Raw genomic sequence first — 12,900 nt, 5'->3', positions numbered from 1 at the left:
GCCTCGCATGCAGCCATTGCTACAGAATCTGGTCGAGATGACGGCCCACAGGGACCATCTGCGATTGGAAATCTCGGTGCTGTCCACCCTGTTCAAGCTCAATGGCGTGGTGCAGGTGCGGGCGCTGGAGCTGTTCGCCATGCCCGACGGCAGGCACTGCGTGCGTGCGCGCACCTGGAGCCAGGGCGATCAGGTTATGTCCACCGATGCCGAGGCCTTGTATGACCCGCAAAGCGTGGAGCTGGCCTCCATGCCCGCGCTGCAGCAGGCGCTGCAGCAGCGCGCCCTCATCGCCTCGGCCGTGCAGCCCGATGGCCAGCACGTGCTGTGGCTGCCGCTGTGGCGCCAGGAGACGGCCTACCACTGCCTGGAGATCACGCAGTCCACGGCCTTCTCGCCCAGCCGGCTCGATGTGATCCAGGGCATCTTTGGCGTCTATCACAACTACCAGAGCCTGCTGGACTACAGCGAACGCGATGCGCTGACCGGCCTGCTCAACCGCAAGACCTTCGACGAGCAGTTCCTGCGCCTGTCGCTGCAGGAGCCGCCGATGGCCATGCCCGGCGTGGCCACAGAAGACGTTCCCGGCCAGTGGCTGGCTGCCATCGACATCGACCATTTCAAGCGCATCAACGACCGCTTTGGCCACCTGTATGGCGACGAGGTGCTGATCCTGGTGGCCAACATCCTGCGCAGCTGCTTCGACGCCAAGGACCGTGTGTTCCGCTTCGGCGGCGAGGAATTCGTGGTGCTGCTGCGCTCGGTCAGCCTGGTCAACGCCCGCAAGGCGCTGGAGCGCCTGCGCCACGACGTGGAGAGCTACGAATTCCCCCAGGTCGGCCGCATCACCGTGAGCACGGGCTTTGCCGCCATGGGCACGGGCGCACCCGTGGAGGTGCTGGGCCATGCCGACCAGGCCCTCTACCACGCCAAGGAGCACGGCCGCAACCAGACCTGGTACTACGGCGATCTGATCACCCAGGGGCTGCTGGCACCCCAGGTGAACAGCAACGACATCGAACTGTTCTGAGCCGGCCCGGCGCCGTGCCGTTCAGGTGAGGCCGGCCACGCGCACGCAGTCGCGCCCGGCGTGCTTGGCCTCGTAGAGCATGGCATCGGCGCGCTGCAGCAGTTCCTGCGCGCTCTCGGCGCCCTGCAGTTGCGCCACGCCAAAGCTGGCCGTCGCCGCCAGCGCCAGGCCATGGACCTGTATGGGCGTGGAGCGTATGGCCTCGCGCAGCTGCCCGGCCAGCGCCCAGGCCTGGGCCGCAGCCACACCGGGCATCACGATCAGGAACTCCTCCCCGCCATAGCGCGCCATCCATTGCGCCGAAGGCTCCCGCTCCAGTGCGTGCCGGCAACGCAGCGCCACCTCGCGCAGCACGGCATCGCCTGCGGCATGGCCGTGCCTGTCATTGACCTGCTTGAAGCGGTCCACGTCCACGAACATCACGCTCAGGGCCGCACCCAGGCGCTGGCCCTGGGCGACCTCGGAGGCCAGGCGCTCGTCCATGGCGCGGCGGTTGAGGCATCCGGTCAGCGCATCGGTCAGCGACATGCGCTTGACCTCTTCCACCAGCTCCTCCAGCTGGGCCGTGCGCTGGGCCACCAGCAGGTCCAGATGCTCGATGTGGCCGCGCAGGTCATGCTGCAACTGGCCAAAGCCCTGCACCACCATGTCGATCTCGTCGCGCTGCCCGCGCCGCGCCCGCTCCAGCACCAAGGGCCTCGACAACTCATTGGGCTTGAGGTTGGCCGCAAAGCCCGCAATCTGCTGCAGCGGCTGGCGCAGCTCCCTGCGCATCACCCAGGCCACCATCAGACAGACCAGGGCCGTGAACAGCGCATAGCCCAGCAGCACGCGCAGCGTGGAGTCGCGCAGCACCTCCAGGTAGTGGCCCCGGTTCTCCCAGACCTGCAGTTCGCCCAGCGGCAGGCTGGACTGGCTGTGACGCGGTGCCGGAATGAGCATGGACACGGCGGGCGCGCGGCCATCCCTGGGCTCGCCCGCCTCGTACATCTCGCCCGTGGAGGTGACGCGCAGCTGCACATGCCCCACCAGGGGCAGCTTGCCCAGCCACTGCACCTGCTCGCGCACCAGGGCCGGCTCGATGTCCCACAGCGCGGCGGACAGCGAGATCATGCTGTTGGCCACCAGCGTCTCCATGGAGCGGCGAAACTCCTGCTGCCCCTTGCGGTACTCCCACCAGGCGTGGGCGCCGCCAAACACCAGCATGCAGGCCACGGCCAGCAGCATGATGCGCAGGATCAGCAGGGAGGCGATCGAACGGAAGCGGGGCATGGAAGGCGCTCAGCGCAGCAGGTGCTTGAGCTCGAATCCGTAGCGCCGCAGCCGGGGATTGAGGTGCTTGCTGTAGCTGCGAAAGTCCAGAGGGGCCAGCGGCGCGCTGATCCTGTGCTCGTAGCGGTCGATCTGGGACTTGTCCAGCAGCGTGAACATGGGCCGCACCTGCTCCAGCCCTTCGGAGGCGAAATCGGCGCCGTGCGCATGGTCGTAGAGCATGACCAGGGCCCAGGCGCCGGTCAGGAAATGGCCGCCCGCCAGTGCCGACAGCTCGCCCGTGCGCAGCGCCGTCATGGCGGCGGCCGATGAATTGATGGCGCTGAAGAAGGCATCACGCCCCGGCGAGCCGCCCCGCGCGCGCCAGGCCTGCATGGCGCCAAAGGCCATCTCATCGTTGCCCGCCCAGACCAGGCGAACCTCGGGATAGCGCTGGAACAGCACGGCCGCCTGCTGCTCGGCGCGTTCGCGGCGCCATTCGCCAAAGACTTCCTGCTGCAGCACCACGTCGCTGGCCTCGGCCGCCGCGCGGCGCATGCCGGCATTGCGTTCCACCGAGGAGGGCGTGGAGCGGTCCCCGGCAATGGCCACCATGTGCAGCCGGCCATCGGCCGCACGCGCCTGGCCCGATGCCCGCGCAGCGGCGAACAGTGACTTGGCGGTCAGGTAGCCGGCCTCCTCGGCGCCCGGCTCCAGGCTGCCCAGCCAGTGGCGATAGCGCTCTCGCGCCACGCCGGTCTGGCCGCGCAACGTCTCGGGCACGCCGCTGAAGGCCATGAAGCTGTCGATGCCTGCGGCCTCCAGCGTGCGCAGGATTTCAGGCGCCACGCTGTAGTCGTTGGTAAACATCACGTAGCGGGGCCGCTGCGCCTTGGGCAAGGCGGCAATCTGGCGCGCAATCTCGATGGGGCGCAGGTGGTCGCGCTGGGCATAGCGGACCTGCAGCTGCATGCCCAGGCTGCTGGCCGCGTCCTGCATGGCCTCACTGACCGTGGTCCAGTAGCGCTCGTCGGACCGGCCGGGGTTGATGAAGACCACGCTTTGCGCGGCGGCAGCGGCCGATTGCGCCAGCACGCCCATCACCCAGGCCATGTAGGTCATACGCAGCGCCCACGGCAAGACGCCCCGGTGGAGTCCACCGGGGCGTCCCGAAGAAGGGGCAGCAGGAATCATCTGCCGCGCAGCTGGGTCAGACGCGCTCTGCCACCCAGGCCTGCACACCGGCCAGCGCCGCGGGCAGGCCCGAAGCGTCCGTGCCGCCGGCCATGGCCATGTCGGGCTTGCCGCCGCCCTTGCCGCCGACCTGGCTGGCCACGAAGTTCACCAGATCGCCAGCCTTGATGCGCGAGGTCTCGGCCTTGGTCACGCCTGCGGCCAGCTGCACCTTGTCGCCATCGACGGCGGCCAGCACGATGGCTGCGGCGCCCAGCTTGTCCTTGAGCTTGTCCATGGTGTCGCGCAGGGTCTTGGCGTCGGCGCCTTCCAGCCTGGCGGCCAGCACCTTGATGCCCTTGACGTCCACGGCCTGGCCGGCCAGCTCGTCGCCCTGGCTGGAAGCGAGCTTGCCCTTGAGCGCAGCCACTTCCTTCTCCAGCGCGCGGATCTGCTCCAGCGCACCGCCGATGCGGGTGTTCAGCTCGGCCGTCGGCGCCTTCAGCGCGGCGGCGGCCTGGTCCACCGTGGATTCCAGCGATTGCAGGTAGGCCAGCGCGTTCTCGCCGGTCACCGCCTCGATGCGGCGCACGCCAGCAGCCACGCCGCCTTCGCCCACCACCTTGAACAGGCCGATGTCGCCGGTGCGCTGCACGTGGGTGCCGCCGCACAGTTCGCGGCTGCTGCCGATGTCCAGCACGCGCACGGAGTCGCCGTACTTCTCGCCGAACAGCATCATGGCGCCCGTGGCCTTGGCCGATTCGATGTCCATCACGCGCGCATCGGTGGGCGTGTTCGCCAGGATCTCGGCGTTCACGCGGCGTTCGATCTCGCGGATCTCTTCAGCGGTCACGGGCTGGTTATGGGCAAAGTCGAAGCGCGTGCGCTCGGCGTTGACCAGCGAGCCCTTTTGCTGTACGTGGTCGCCCAGCACTTCGCGCAGGGCCTTGTGCATGATGTGCGTGACCGAGTGGTTGCGCATGGTGGCGGCACGCAGCTGCGTGTCCACCTCGGCCTGCACGGCATCGCCCACCTTGAGGCTGCCGGACTCCAGCATGCCGTGGTGGCCGAACACATCGGCCTTGATCTTGAGCGTGTCCTCGACCGCAAAGCGTGCGCCCGCAGTGCTGATCACACCCTGGTCGCCCACCTGGCCGCCGGACTCGGCGTAGAAAGGCGTGGTGTCGAGCACGACCACGCCGCTCTGGCCGGCCTTGAGTTCCTGCACGGCGCTGCCTTCGGCATACAGTGCCACCACCTTGGCGGCCTCGGCCAGCTTCTGGTAGCCCGTGAAGGCATTGGCATCGCCCGTGTATTCCAGGGCGCGGTCCATCTTGAACTTGCCTGCTGCGCGGGCCTTGTTCTTCTGCTCTTCCATGGCGGTCTGGAAGCCCGCCTCGTCCACGCTCAGGCCGCGCTCGCGGCAGACGTCGTTGGTCAGGTCCAGGGGGAAGCCATAGGTGTCGTGCAGCTTGAAGGCCACGTCGCCGGGCAGCACCTTGGCGCCACCGGCCAGCGCCGCGTCCAGGATTTCCATGCCGTTGGCCAGGGTCTCGAAGAAGCGCTCTTCCTCGACCCGCAGCACTTCGGTGATGCGCGCTTCCTGCTCGCGGATCTTGGGATAGGCATCGCCCATCACGGCCACCAGGTCCTTGACCAGCTTGTGGAAGAACGGCGTCTTCTGGCCCAGCTTGTAGCCGTGGCGGATGGCGCGGCGCACGATGCGGCGCTGCACGTAGCCGCGGCCTTCGTTGGAGGGGATCACGCCATCGGCCACCAGGAAGGCGGTGGCGCGGATGTGGTCGGCGATCACCTTGAGCGAGGGGGTCTCGATGTCGGTGATGTGCGTCTCGCGCGCAGCGGCCTTGATCAGCGCCTGGAACAGGTCGATCTCGTAGTTGCTGTGCACATGCTGCAGGATGGCGGCCAGGCGCTCCAGGCCCATGCCGGTGTCCACGCAGGGCGCGGGCAGCGGCTTGACGTTGCCCTGCTCGTCCATGTCGAACTGCATGAACACGTTGTTCCAGATTTCGATGAAGCGGTCGCCGTCTTCGTCAGGGCTGCCCGGAGGGCCGCCGGCCACGTGCGCGCCGTGGTCGTAGAAGATTTCCGAGCAGGGGCCGCAGGGGCCGGTGTCGGCCATCATCCAGAAGTTGTCGCTCTTGTAGCGGCCGCCCTTGTTGTCGCCGATGCGGATCACGCGCTCGGGCGGCAGGCCGATTTCCTTGGTCCAGATGTCATAGGCCTCGTCGTCCTCGGCGTAGACCGTGGCCAGCAGGCGTTCCTTGGGCAGCTTGTAGACCTCGGTCAGCAGCTCCCAGGCCCACTTGAGCGACTCGCGCTTGAAGTAGTCGCCGAAGGACCAGTTGCCCAGCATCTCGAAGAAGGTGTGGTGGCGGGCCGTGTAGCCCACGTTTTCCAGATCGTTGTGCTTGCCGCCTGCGCGCAGGCAGGTCTGCACCGAGGTGGCGCGCTTGTAGGGGCGCTTGTCGGTGCCCAGGAACACGTCCTTGAACTGGACCATGCCCGAGTTGGTGAACATCAGCGTCGGATCGTTGCCGGGCACCAGGGGGCTCGACTCCACGATGGTGTGGCCCTTGGATGCGAAAAAGTCCAGAAAGCTCTTGCGAATGTCGGCAACGGTGAAAGTGGGTGTGCTCATGGTGTCTAGGAGTTCGGAGCGCGCACGCGGGGCGCTGCCCCTGGCGGGAGGGTGTCCCGTCGGGACCAACGCGCATTATAGGTTTGCCCCATGGTTGCAGCAGCGAGCCCTGCCTGGCCTCCATCACGCACGTGGCCAAAGAAGGCCTCTCCTCCCATTTGCCCGCCCTTGAGCACGATCTCCAACCCGTCACTGACCGGATCGCTGACATGCGCGCGCAACAGCGGCACGCGACTGGCCGGTCCACGGCGCCTGCAGCTGCGGGTGGCGCCCCATCCGGGCCGCAGGGCCGACATTCTTGCGCTGGAGAAATGGCTGGTGCAGGAGATGGGGGAGATGGCTAGCACAGGCGATCTCGCCGTTCCCTGATCCCGCTCAGACTGCGCGCGATGGGCGCCCTGGATAATCGCCAGCCGGAACCACAGCAAGCACACCATGGCGCAACCACAGACACCCGAGCCCCATTCCAGCGAACCGGCCCCCGCTGCCAGCGCCAACGGATCCGATCCGGCCAAACCGCCAACACCGCCGAAATCGCCCAAGCCGCCAAAAAGCCGCATCGTGCCCTGGCTCATCGGCCTGCCCGTGGCCTTCTTCGCTGTGCTCATGCTGGCTGGCCAGTTGCTGTCCACGCCCGAAGGCGAGGCGCGCTGGGTGGAGCGCGAAACCATCAAGATCTGCCGCAAGGAAACCGCGCGGCCAGAGGCCGAGCGCAAGACGCAGCAGTTTGAATCGGTGCAGGACTGCGACAGGCTCGAATTCGACTTCAAGCAGCGCTACGGTGAAAACCCCTGAGGCGGAGGCGCAACGAAAAAGGCCGGCAGAGCCGGCCTTTGATTTGCTGCGCCCGTTCAGTCGCGCGTCTCGATGGCGCGGTTGATGCCCAGCGCCGCCAGCGTGCACAGCGCACCCGACAGCAGATAGATCCCCAGCGCCACCAGTCCGAAGCGCGAGGACACGCCCAGGGCCACCAGCGGAGCGAATGCCGCGCCCACCAGCCAGGCCATGTCCGAGGACAGCGCGGCACCCGTGTAGCGATAGCGTGAGGGGAAGTTGGACGTCACCGTGCCTGCCGCCTGGCCATAGGACAGGCCCAGCAGGATGAAGCCGACGATGATGAACACGTTGTTCCCCATCGTTCCGCTGCCCAGCAGCCAGGGCGCCAGGAAGCTGAAGATGCCGATCAGGCAGGCCATGGTGCCCAGCGTGTTGCGCCGGCCCACACGGTCGGCCAGCCAGCCCGAGACCATGATGGCGGCAGCCGCACAGAAGGCACCCACGATCTGCACCCCGAGCACATGGGTCACCGACTGGTCCGAATACAGCGAGATCCAGGACAGCGGGAAGATGGTCACCAGGTGGAACAGCGCAAAGCTGGCCAGGGCGGCAAACGCGCCGATCACCACGTTGCGACCCTCGTCGCGCATCAGCGGCAGCACGCCCATGGGCTCCAGCTCACGCTGCTGCAGCAGTTCGGTGTAGGACTGGCCCACGACCAGGCGCAGCCGGGCAAACAGTGCCACGACGTTGATGGCAAAGGCCACGCAGAAGGGATAGCGCCAGCCCCAGCTGAGGAACTCGTCGGCTCCCACATGGGCGTAGATGAAGGCAAACAGCCCTGCCGCGAGCACGAAGCCCAGCGGCGCGCCCAACTGGCCCATCATCGAATACCAGCCGCGCCGGTTCTTGGGCGCCGACATGGCCAGCAGCGACGGCAGGCCGTCCCACGAGCCGCCCAGCGCAATGCCCTGGCCTATGCGCAGCAGCGCCAGCACGATGATGGCGTTCACCCCCGCCTGCTGGTAGCTGGGCAGGAAGGCCATGCCCACGGTGCACACGCCCAGTAGAAACAGCGCCAGCGTCAGCTTGGTCGCCCGCCCCCAGCGCCGCTGCACGGCCATGGACAGCGCCGTGCCCAGCGGCCGGGCCACGAAGGCCAGCGAGAAGATGGCGAACGACATCAGCGTGCCGTCGAGCTTGGAAAGGTAGGGAAACAGCAGTGCCGGGAAGACCAGCACGCAGGCGATGCCGAACACGAAGAAGTCGAAGTACTCCGAGGATCGCCCGATGATCACGCCGACGGCGATTTCGTTGGGCGTGACATCTTCGTGGGTGTCGGCGCGGGACAGAGATTCTTTGCTCTCATAGCTTCCGCCGGGGAAGCTTGCAGTTGTGTCGAGGCCGCTCATAGATGGATGCTCCTTGTCTCGTCTCACTGACAGCTCTGTTCTACGCCCTCGCTTGATCTGGCGCAAGGCGGTTTCCACCTCGACCGGCCTCGGTGTTTGTCCTGCTGCGCGCGACGCGAAAATGCGGCCTCCGGACCGCCAGGCACATGCCGTGCACCCGCCCAGGTAGCAGAAAGTTCCCGGGTTCTCCTTGACGTTGGACAAAATGTCCAATGGACAAATTTATACTTCGTAATACATTTGCCCGGATCTTGTAATCCGCGTTTCTATGTAAACGCGCTCTTGTTGCGCCCCTAGCATGCTAAAAATCAAGGAACTCCGTGGGCCTGCGTGGCTCACCGCGGCCGCTTTGACAGCCAGTCTCACTGGCTGCAGCAAAGCCGTCGTGCTCAACCCCGCCGGCGACATCGCCGCGCAGCAAGGCAACCTGGTGGTCACGGCCACCTTGCTGATGCTGATCATCATCATCCCGGTGATCATCCTCACGCTGCTTTTCGCCTGGAAATACCGCCAGTCGAACACCGAGGCCCACTACGACCCCGAATGGCACCACTCCACCACGCTGGAGCTGGTGATCTGGTCCGTGCCGCTGATGATCATCATCGCGCTGGGCGCCATCACCTGGATCAGCACCCACAAGCTCGACCCCTACCGTCCGCTGGACCGCGTCTCGGCCACCAAGCCGCTGAGCACCGATGTCAAGCCGCTGGAGGTGCAGGTCGTGGCCATGGACTGGAAGTGGCTGTTCTTCATCCCTGAAAAAGGCATCGCCACCGTCAACGAGCTGGCCGCTCCCGTGGATCGTCCCATCCACTTCAAGCTGACCGCCACCTCGACGATGAACTCCTTCTACGTGCCTGACCTGGCCGGCATGATCTATGCCATGCCCGGCATGCAGACCGAGCTGAACGCCGTGATCAACAAGCCCGGCGTGTTCCACGGCCTGGCATCGCACTACAGCGGCGCCGGCTTCTCGGGCATGACGTTCAAGTTCCATGGCCTGAGCAACGAAGAGTTCGATCAGTGGGTTGCCAAGGCCAAGTCCGAAGGCAAGGCCCTGACGCGCGATACCTACCTGAACCTGGTCAAGCCCAGCGAGCGCAACCCGGTCGAGCGCTTCGCCACGGTGGACGAAGGCCTGTACGACAAGGTGCTCAACCGCTGTGTCGAAGAAGGCAAGATGTGCATGCATCACATGATGGCCATCGACGCTGCCGGCGGCGAAGCCTATCTCAAGGCCGTGGGCATGAACCTGCCCCAGGATGTGTGCACGGTGCAAAACGCCGACCGCGTCGTGGCCTTCCTGGACCAGCGCGACGGCTCCGCAGCCGCTGCGCAGCAATAAGCAGTTAGCGGACGCGGACGACGGCCAGACCGCCGCCCGCTCCCATCACGACCTAAGAGACTCGATATGTCTGAACATACCTCCCCGGCACAGGCCCACTGGCTGCTGGGACGCATCACTTGGGACTCCATCCCGATGGCGCATGAGCCCATCGTGCTGGCGACCTTCATCGCCGTGGTGCTCGGCGGCCTTGCCGTGCTGGGCCTGCTCACCAAGTTCCGCCTGTGGGGCCCGCTGTGGCGCGACTGGCTGTGCAGCATCGACCACAAGAAGATCGGCATCATGTACATGATCCTCGGTCTGGTCATGCTGCTGCGCGGCTTTGCCGACGCGCTGATGATGCGCCTGCAGCAGGCCATGGCCTTCGGCGACAACCTGGGCTACCTGCCTCCGCACCACTACGACCAGATCTTCACGGCACACGGCGTGATCATGATCTTCTTCGTGGCCATGCCCTTCGTGACCGGCCTGATGAACTATCTGGTGCCGCTGCAGATCGGCGCCCGCGACGTGTCCTTCCCGTTCCTGAACAACTTCAGCTTCTGGATGACCACGGGCGGCGCCGTGCTGGTGATGATCTCGCTGTTCCTGGGCGAGTTCTCCACCTCCGGCTGGCTGGCACTGTCCAACCTGGGGGCGCAGAACCCCGGGGTCGGGCTTGACTACTACATCTGGGGATTGCAGGTGGCCGGCGTCGGCACCACGCTGTCAGGCATCAACCTGATCGTGACCATCATCAAGATGCGCGCACCCGGCATGAACCTGATGAAGATGCCCGTCTTCACCTGGACCGCCCTGTGCACCAACGCGCTGATCGTGGCCTCGTTCCCCATCCTGACCGCAGCCCTGGTGCTGATGTCGCTGGACCGCTACGTCGGCACGAACTTCTTCACGAACGAGCTGGGCGGCAACCCCATGCTGTACGTGAACCTGATCTGGATATGGGGCCACCCCGAGGTCTACATCCTGATCCTGCCCTGCTTCGGCATCTTCTCGGAGATCGTCTCCACCTTCAGCCGCAAGCGCCTGTTCGGCTACACCTCCATGGTGTACGCGACGGTGTGTATCACCATCCTGTCCTACCTGGTCTGGCTGCACCACTTCTTCACCATGGGCTCCGGCGCCAGCGTGAACACCTTCTTCGGCATCACGACGATGATCATCTCGATCCCGACGGGCGCCAAGATCTTCAACTGGCTGTTCACCATGTACCGCGGCCGCATCCGCTTCACGGTGCCGATGCTGTGGACCGTGGGCTTCATGTGCACGTTCGCCATCGGCGGCATGACCGGCGTGCTGCTGGCCGTTCCCCCGGCCGACTTCGTGCTGCACAACAGCCTGTTCCTGATCGCCCACTTCCACAACGTGATCATCGGCGGCGTGGTGTTCGGCGTGTTCGCCGGCATCAACTTCTGGTTCCCCAAGGCCTTCGGCTACAAGCTCGACGAGTTCTGGGGCAAGTGCTCGTTCTGGTTCTGGCTGGTCGGCTTCTGGGTCGCCTTCACTCCGCTGTACGTGCTGGGCCTGATGGGCGTGACACGCCGTGCCAACCACTTCGAGGACCCCTCGCTGCAGATCTGGTTCGTGATCGCCGCCCTGGGCGCCGGTCTGGTGGCACTGGGCATCGGCAGCTTCCTGATCCAGCTGGTGGTCAGCTACTTCAAGCGCGACCAGCTGCGTGACGTGACCGGCGACCCATGGGAAGGCCGCACGCTGGAGTGGGCCACCTCCTCGCCCCCTCCCCAGTACAACTTCGCCTTCACGCCCGTGGTGCATGAGATCGATGCCTGGTGGGACATGAAGAAGCACGGCTACCAGCGTCCGCTGACCGGCTTCAAGCCCGTCCACATGCCGTCCAACACCGGCGCCGGCGTCGTGATCGCAGCGCTGTCCACGGTCTTCGGCTTCGCGATGATCTGGCACATGTGGCCCCTGGCCATTGCGTCGTTCGCCGCCACCGTGCTGGCGTCGATCATCCACACGTTCAACTACAAGCGCGACTACTACATCCCCGCCGCGGAAGTCGCGGCCACGGAAGAACTGCGCACACAACAGCTGGCACGTCATGTCTGATACCCGTTACACCGCAGGCGGCGCTGCCGCCCTGGCCCCGCGCGAGTACCACCTCGCCGAGGAGCCCCATCCCGAAAACGGCACCGCTCTGGGCTTCTGGCTCTACCTGATGAGCGACTGCCTGATCTTTGCAGCGCTGTTCGCCACCTATGGCGTGCTGGGCCGCAACTACGCTGCAGGCCCCACGGGCGCCCAGCTGTTCGACCTGCCCCTGGTGGCGATGAACACGGCCTTCCTGCTGCTGTCGTCCATCACCTTCGGCTTCGCCATGCTGCAAAAGCAGCAGGGCAAGCTGGGCGGCACCCAGCTGTGGCTGGCCATCACCGGCCTGTTCGGCCTGTGCTTCCTGGGCCTGGAACTCTATGAGTTCTCCCACCTGCTGCAGGAGGGCGCAGGCCCGCAGCGCAGCGCCTTCCTGTCCTCGTTCTTCACGCTGGTGGGCACCCACGGCCTGCACGTGAGCTTCGGCCTGATCTGGCTGGTCACGCTGATGATCCAGATCAACAAGCACGGCCTGACGCACGAGAACAACCGCCGCCTGATGTGCCTGTCGATGTTCTGGCACTTCTTGGACGTGGTCTGGATCGGCGTCTTCACTTTTGTTTACCTGATGGGGGTGCTGTAAATGGCTGCACACGACATCCACGCCGGCCATGGCCACGGTCACCACGACCATCATGGCCATGACGATCACCACCACGACGCAGGCCCGCACAGCACGTTCTCGGGCTATATGTGGGGCTTCGTGCTCTCGATCATCCTGACGGCCATCCCGTTCTGGCTGGTGATGAGCAATGTCATCTCGGACCGTGCAACGGCCGTGATGGTGCTCGGCGGCTTCGCCGTGGTGCAGATCCTGGTCCACATGGTCTTCTTCCTGCACATGAACGGCAAGATCGAAGGCGGCTGGACCTTGCTGTCCACCATCTTCACGGTGGTCTTCGTGGCCATCGGCATTGCGGGCACGCTGTGGGTCATGTTCCACATGAACACCAACATGATGCCCCAGCACACCATGCCGGCCGACCCCGCCGCTCAGACGGCTCCGGCCTCGGTCACGCCTTGACCGCATCCGGAAACTCCGGGCCCTCCAGCCACGGCCGGGCCGAGCGCCGGCGGGGGCCCCCCGCGGCCGCCCGGGGGGGGGGGGGGGGGGGAGGAAGGACGCACCGAGCGC

General features: G+C 65.8%; 11 protein-coding genes. 7 read left to right on the top strand and 4 right to left on the bottom strand.

The features are described 5' to 3' along the window. Positions 1 to 7: 7 nt before the first annotated feature. Positions 8 to 1,030 carry a GGDEF domain-containing protein gene (locus IAE24_RS22755; RefSeq protein ID WP_088164513.1) on the top strand — a complete coding sequence of 341 codons (1,023 nt, stop codon included), beginning with the start codon at positions 8 to 10 and terminating at the stop codon, positions 1,028 to 1,030. A 21-nt stretch (positions 1,031 to 1,051) separates the two neighbouring features. On the opposite strand, the gene IAE24_RS22750 is transcribed toward IAE24_RS22755, so the two are convergent. The 3 genes from IAE24_RS22750 to alaS all read right to left on the bottom strand — a co-directional run bounded on the left by IAE24_RS22750 (position 1,052) and on the right by alaS (position 6,116). Further along, the gene (locus tag IAE24_RS22750; RefSeq protein WP_199960370.1) at positions 1,052 to 2,302 is read right to left on the bottom strand and encodes a GGDEF domain-containing protein; all 1,251 of its coding nucleotides are present in this window, start codon (positions 2,300 to 2,302) and stop codon (positions 1,052 to 1,054) included. Between the two features lie 9 nt (positions 2,303 to 2,311). Next, the gene (locus tag IAE24_RS22745; protein ID WP_199960371.1) at positions 2,312 to 3,403 is read right to left on the bottom strand and encodes an ABC transporter substrate-binding protein; all 1,092 of its coding nucleotides are present in this window, start codon (positions 3,401 to 3,403) and stop codon (positions 2,312 to 2,314) included. Positions 3,404 to 3,491: 88 nt separating this feature from the next. Next, a complete protein-coding gene (gene alaS / locus IAE24_RS22740; protein WP_199960372.1) occupies positions 3,492 to 6,116 on the bottom strand; it encodes an alanine--tRNA ligase in 2,625 nt (874 codons plus the stop codon). Positions 6,117 to 6,284: 168 nt separating this feature from the next. Between alaS and IAE24_RS22735 the strand changes: the two genes are divergently transcribed. Together IAE24_RS22735 and IAE24_RS22730 are read left to right on the top strand one after the other, a co-directional pair. Next, positions 6,285 to 6,485 (top strand): hypothetical protein, encoded by a 201-nt coding sequence (locus tag IAE24_RS22735; RefSeq protein ID WP_199960373.1) that lies wholly within the window; start codon positions 6,285 to 6,287, stop codon positions 6,483 to 6,485. Between the two features lie 66 nt (positions 6,486 to 6,551). Next, on the top strand, positions 6,552 to 6,911 hold the full coding sequence (locus tag IAE24_RS22730; protein WP_199960374.1) for a hypothetical protein: 360 nt from the start codon (positions 6,552 to 6,554) through the stop codon (positions 6,909 to 6,911). Between the two features lie 56 nt (positions 6,912 to 6,967). On the opposite strand, the gene IAE24_RS22725 is transcribed toward IAE24_RS22730, so the two are convergent. Then, a complete protein-coding gene (locus IAE24_RS22725; RefSeq protein ID WP_013802160.1) occupies positions 6,968 to 8,305 on the bottom strand; it encodes an MFS transporter in 1,338 nt (445 codons plus the stop codon). Positions 8,306 to 8,603: 298 nt separating this feature from the next. Here IAE24_RS22725 and cyoA point away from each other — a divergent pair, with 298 nt between their 5' ends. The 4 genes from cyoA to cyoD all read left to right on the top strand — a co-directional run bounded on the left by cyoA (position 8,604) and on the right by cyoD (position 12,789). Continuing rightward, a complete protein-coding gene (gene cyoA / locus IAE24_RS22720; protein WP_012205882.1) occupies positions 8,604 to 9,650 on the top strand; it encodes a ubiquinol oxidase subunit II in 1,047 nt (348 codons plus the stop codon). Between the two features lie 66 nt (positions 9,651 to 9,716). After that, on the top strand, positions 9,717 to 11,723 hold the full coding sequence (gene cyoB, locus IAE24_RS22715; RefSeq protein WP_013802159.1) for a cytochrome o ubiquinol oxidase subunit I: 2,007 nt from the start codon (positions 9,717 to 9,719) through the stop codon (positions 11,721 to 11,723). Further along, positions 11,716 to 12,348 carry a cytochrome o ubiquinol oxidase subunit III gene (cyoC, locus tag IAE24_RS22710; protein WP_199960375.1) on the top strand — a complete coding sequence of 211 codons (633 nt, stop codon included), beginning with the start codon at positions 11,716 to 11,718 and terminating at the stop codon, positions 12,346 to 12,348. Before cyoB ends, cyoC begins: the two co-directional genes overlap by 8 nt. After that, entirely contained in the window at positions 12,349 to 12,789 is a 441-nt protein-coding gene (cyoD, locus tag IAE24_RS22705; RefSeq protein ID WP_012205885.1) for a cytochrome o ubiquinol oxidase subunit IV, read from the top strand. The last annotated feature ends 111 nt before the right edge of the window (positions 12,790 to 12,900 follow it).

It is taken from the genome of Delftia sp. S65 (genome assembly GCF_016516495.1).
GTDB classification, from domain to species: Bacteria; Pseudomonadota; Gammaproteobacteria; order Burkholderiales; family Burkholderiaceae_C; genus Comamonas; species Comamonas acidovorans.
Note: the sequence above shows the minus strand (reverse complement) of the source record. Positions and strands in the feature narration are given on the sequence as shown.

Excerpts from the sequence above, each read along its gene's own strand:
- IAE24_RS22755 (WP_088164513.1), top strand. The coding sequence starts at position 8 with ATGCAGCCATTGCTACAGAATCTGGTCGAGATGACGGCCCACAGGGAC.
- IAE24_RS22750 (WP_199960370.1), bottom strand. The coding sequence starts at position 2,302 with ATGCCCCGCTTCCGTTCGATCGCCTCCCTGCTGATCCTGCGCATCATG.
- IAE24_RS22745 (WP_199960371.1), bottom strand. The coding sequence starts at position 3,403 with ATGACCTACATGGCCTGGGTGATGGGCGTGCTGGCGCAATCGGCCGCT.
- alaS (WP_199960372.1), bottom strand. The coding sequence starts at position 6,116 with ATGAGCACACCCACTTTCACCGTTGCCGACATTCGCAAGAGCTTTCTG.
- IAE24_RS22730 (WP_199960374.1), top strand. The coding sequence starts at position 6,552 with ATGGCGCAACCACAGACACCCGAGCCCCATTCCAGCGAACCGGCCCCC.
- IAE24_RS22725 (WP_013802160.1), bottom strand. The coding sequence starts at position 8,305 with ATGAGCGGCCTCGACACAACTGCAAGCTTCCCCGGCGGAAGCTATGAG.
- cyoA (WP_012205882.1), top strand. The coding sequence starts at position 8,604 with ATGCTAAAAATCAAGGAACTCCGTGGGCCTGCGTGGCTCACCGCGGCC.
- cyoB (WP_013802159.1), top strand. The coding sequence starts at position 9,717 with ATGTCTGAACATACCTCCCCGGCACAGGCCCACTGGCTGCTGGGACGC.
- cyoC (WP_199960375.1), top strand. The coding sequence starts at position 11,716 with ATGTCTGATACCCGTTACACCGCAGGCGGCGCTGCCGCCCTGGCCCCG.
- cyoD (WP_012205885.1), top strand. The coding sequence starts at position 12,349 with ATGGCTGCACACGACATCCACGCCGGCCATGGCCACGGTCACCACGAC.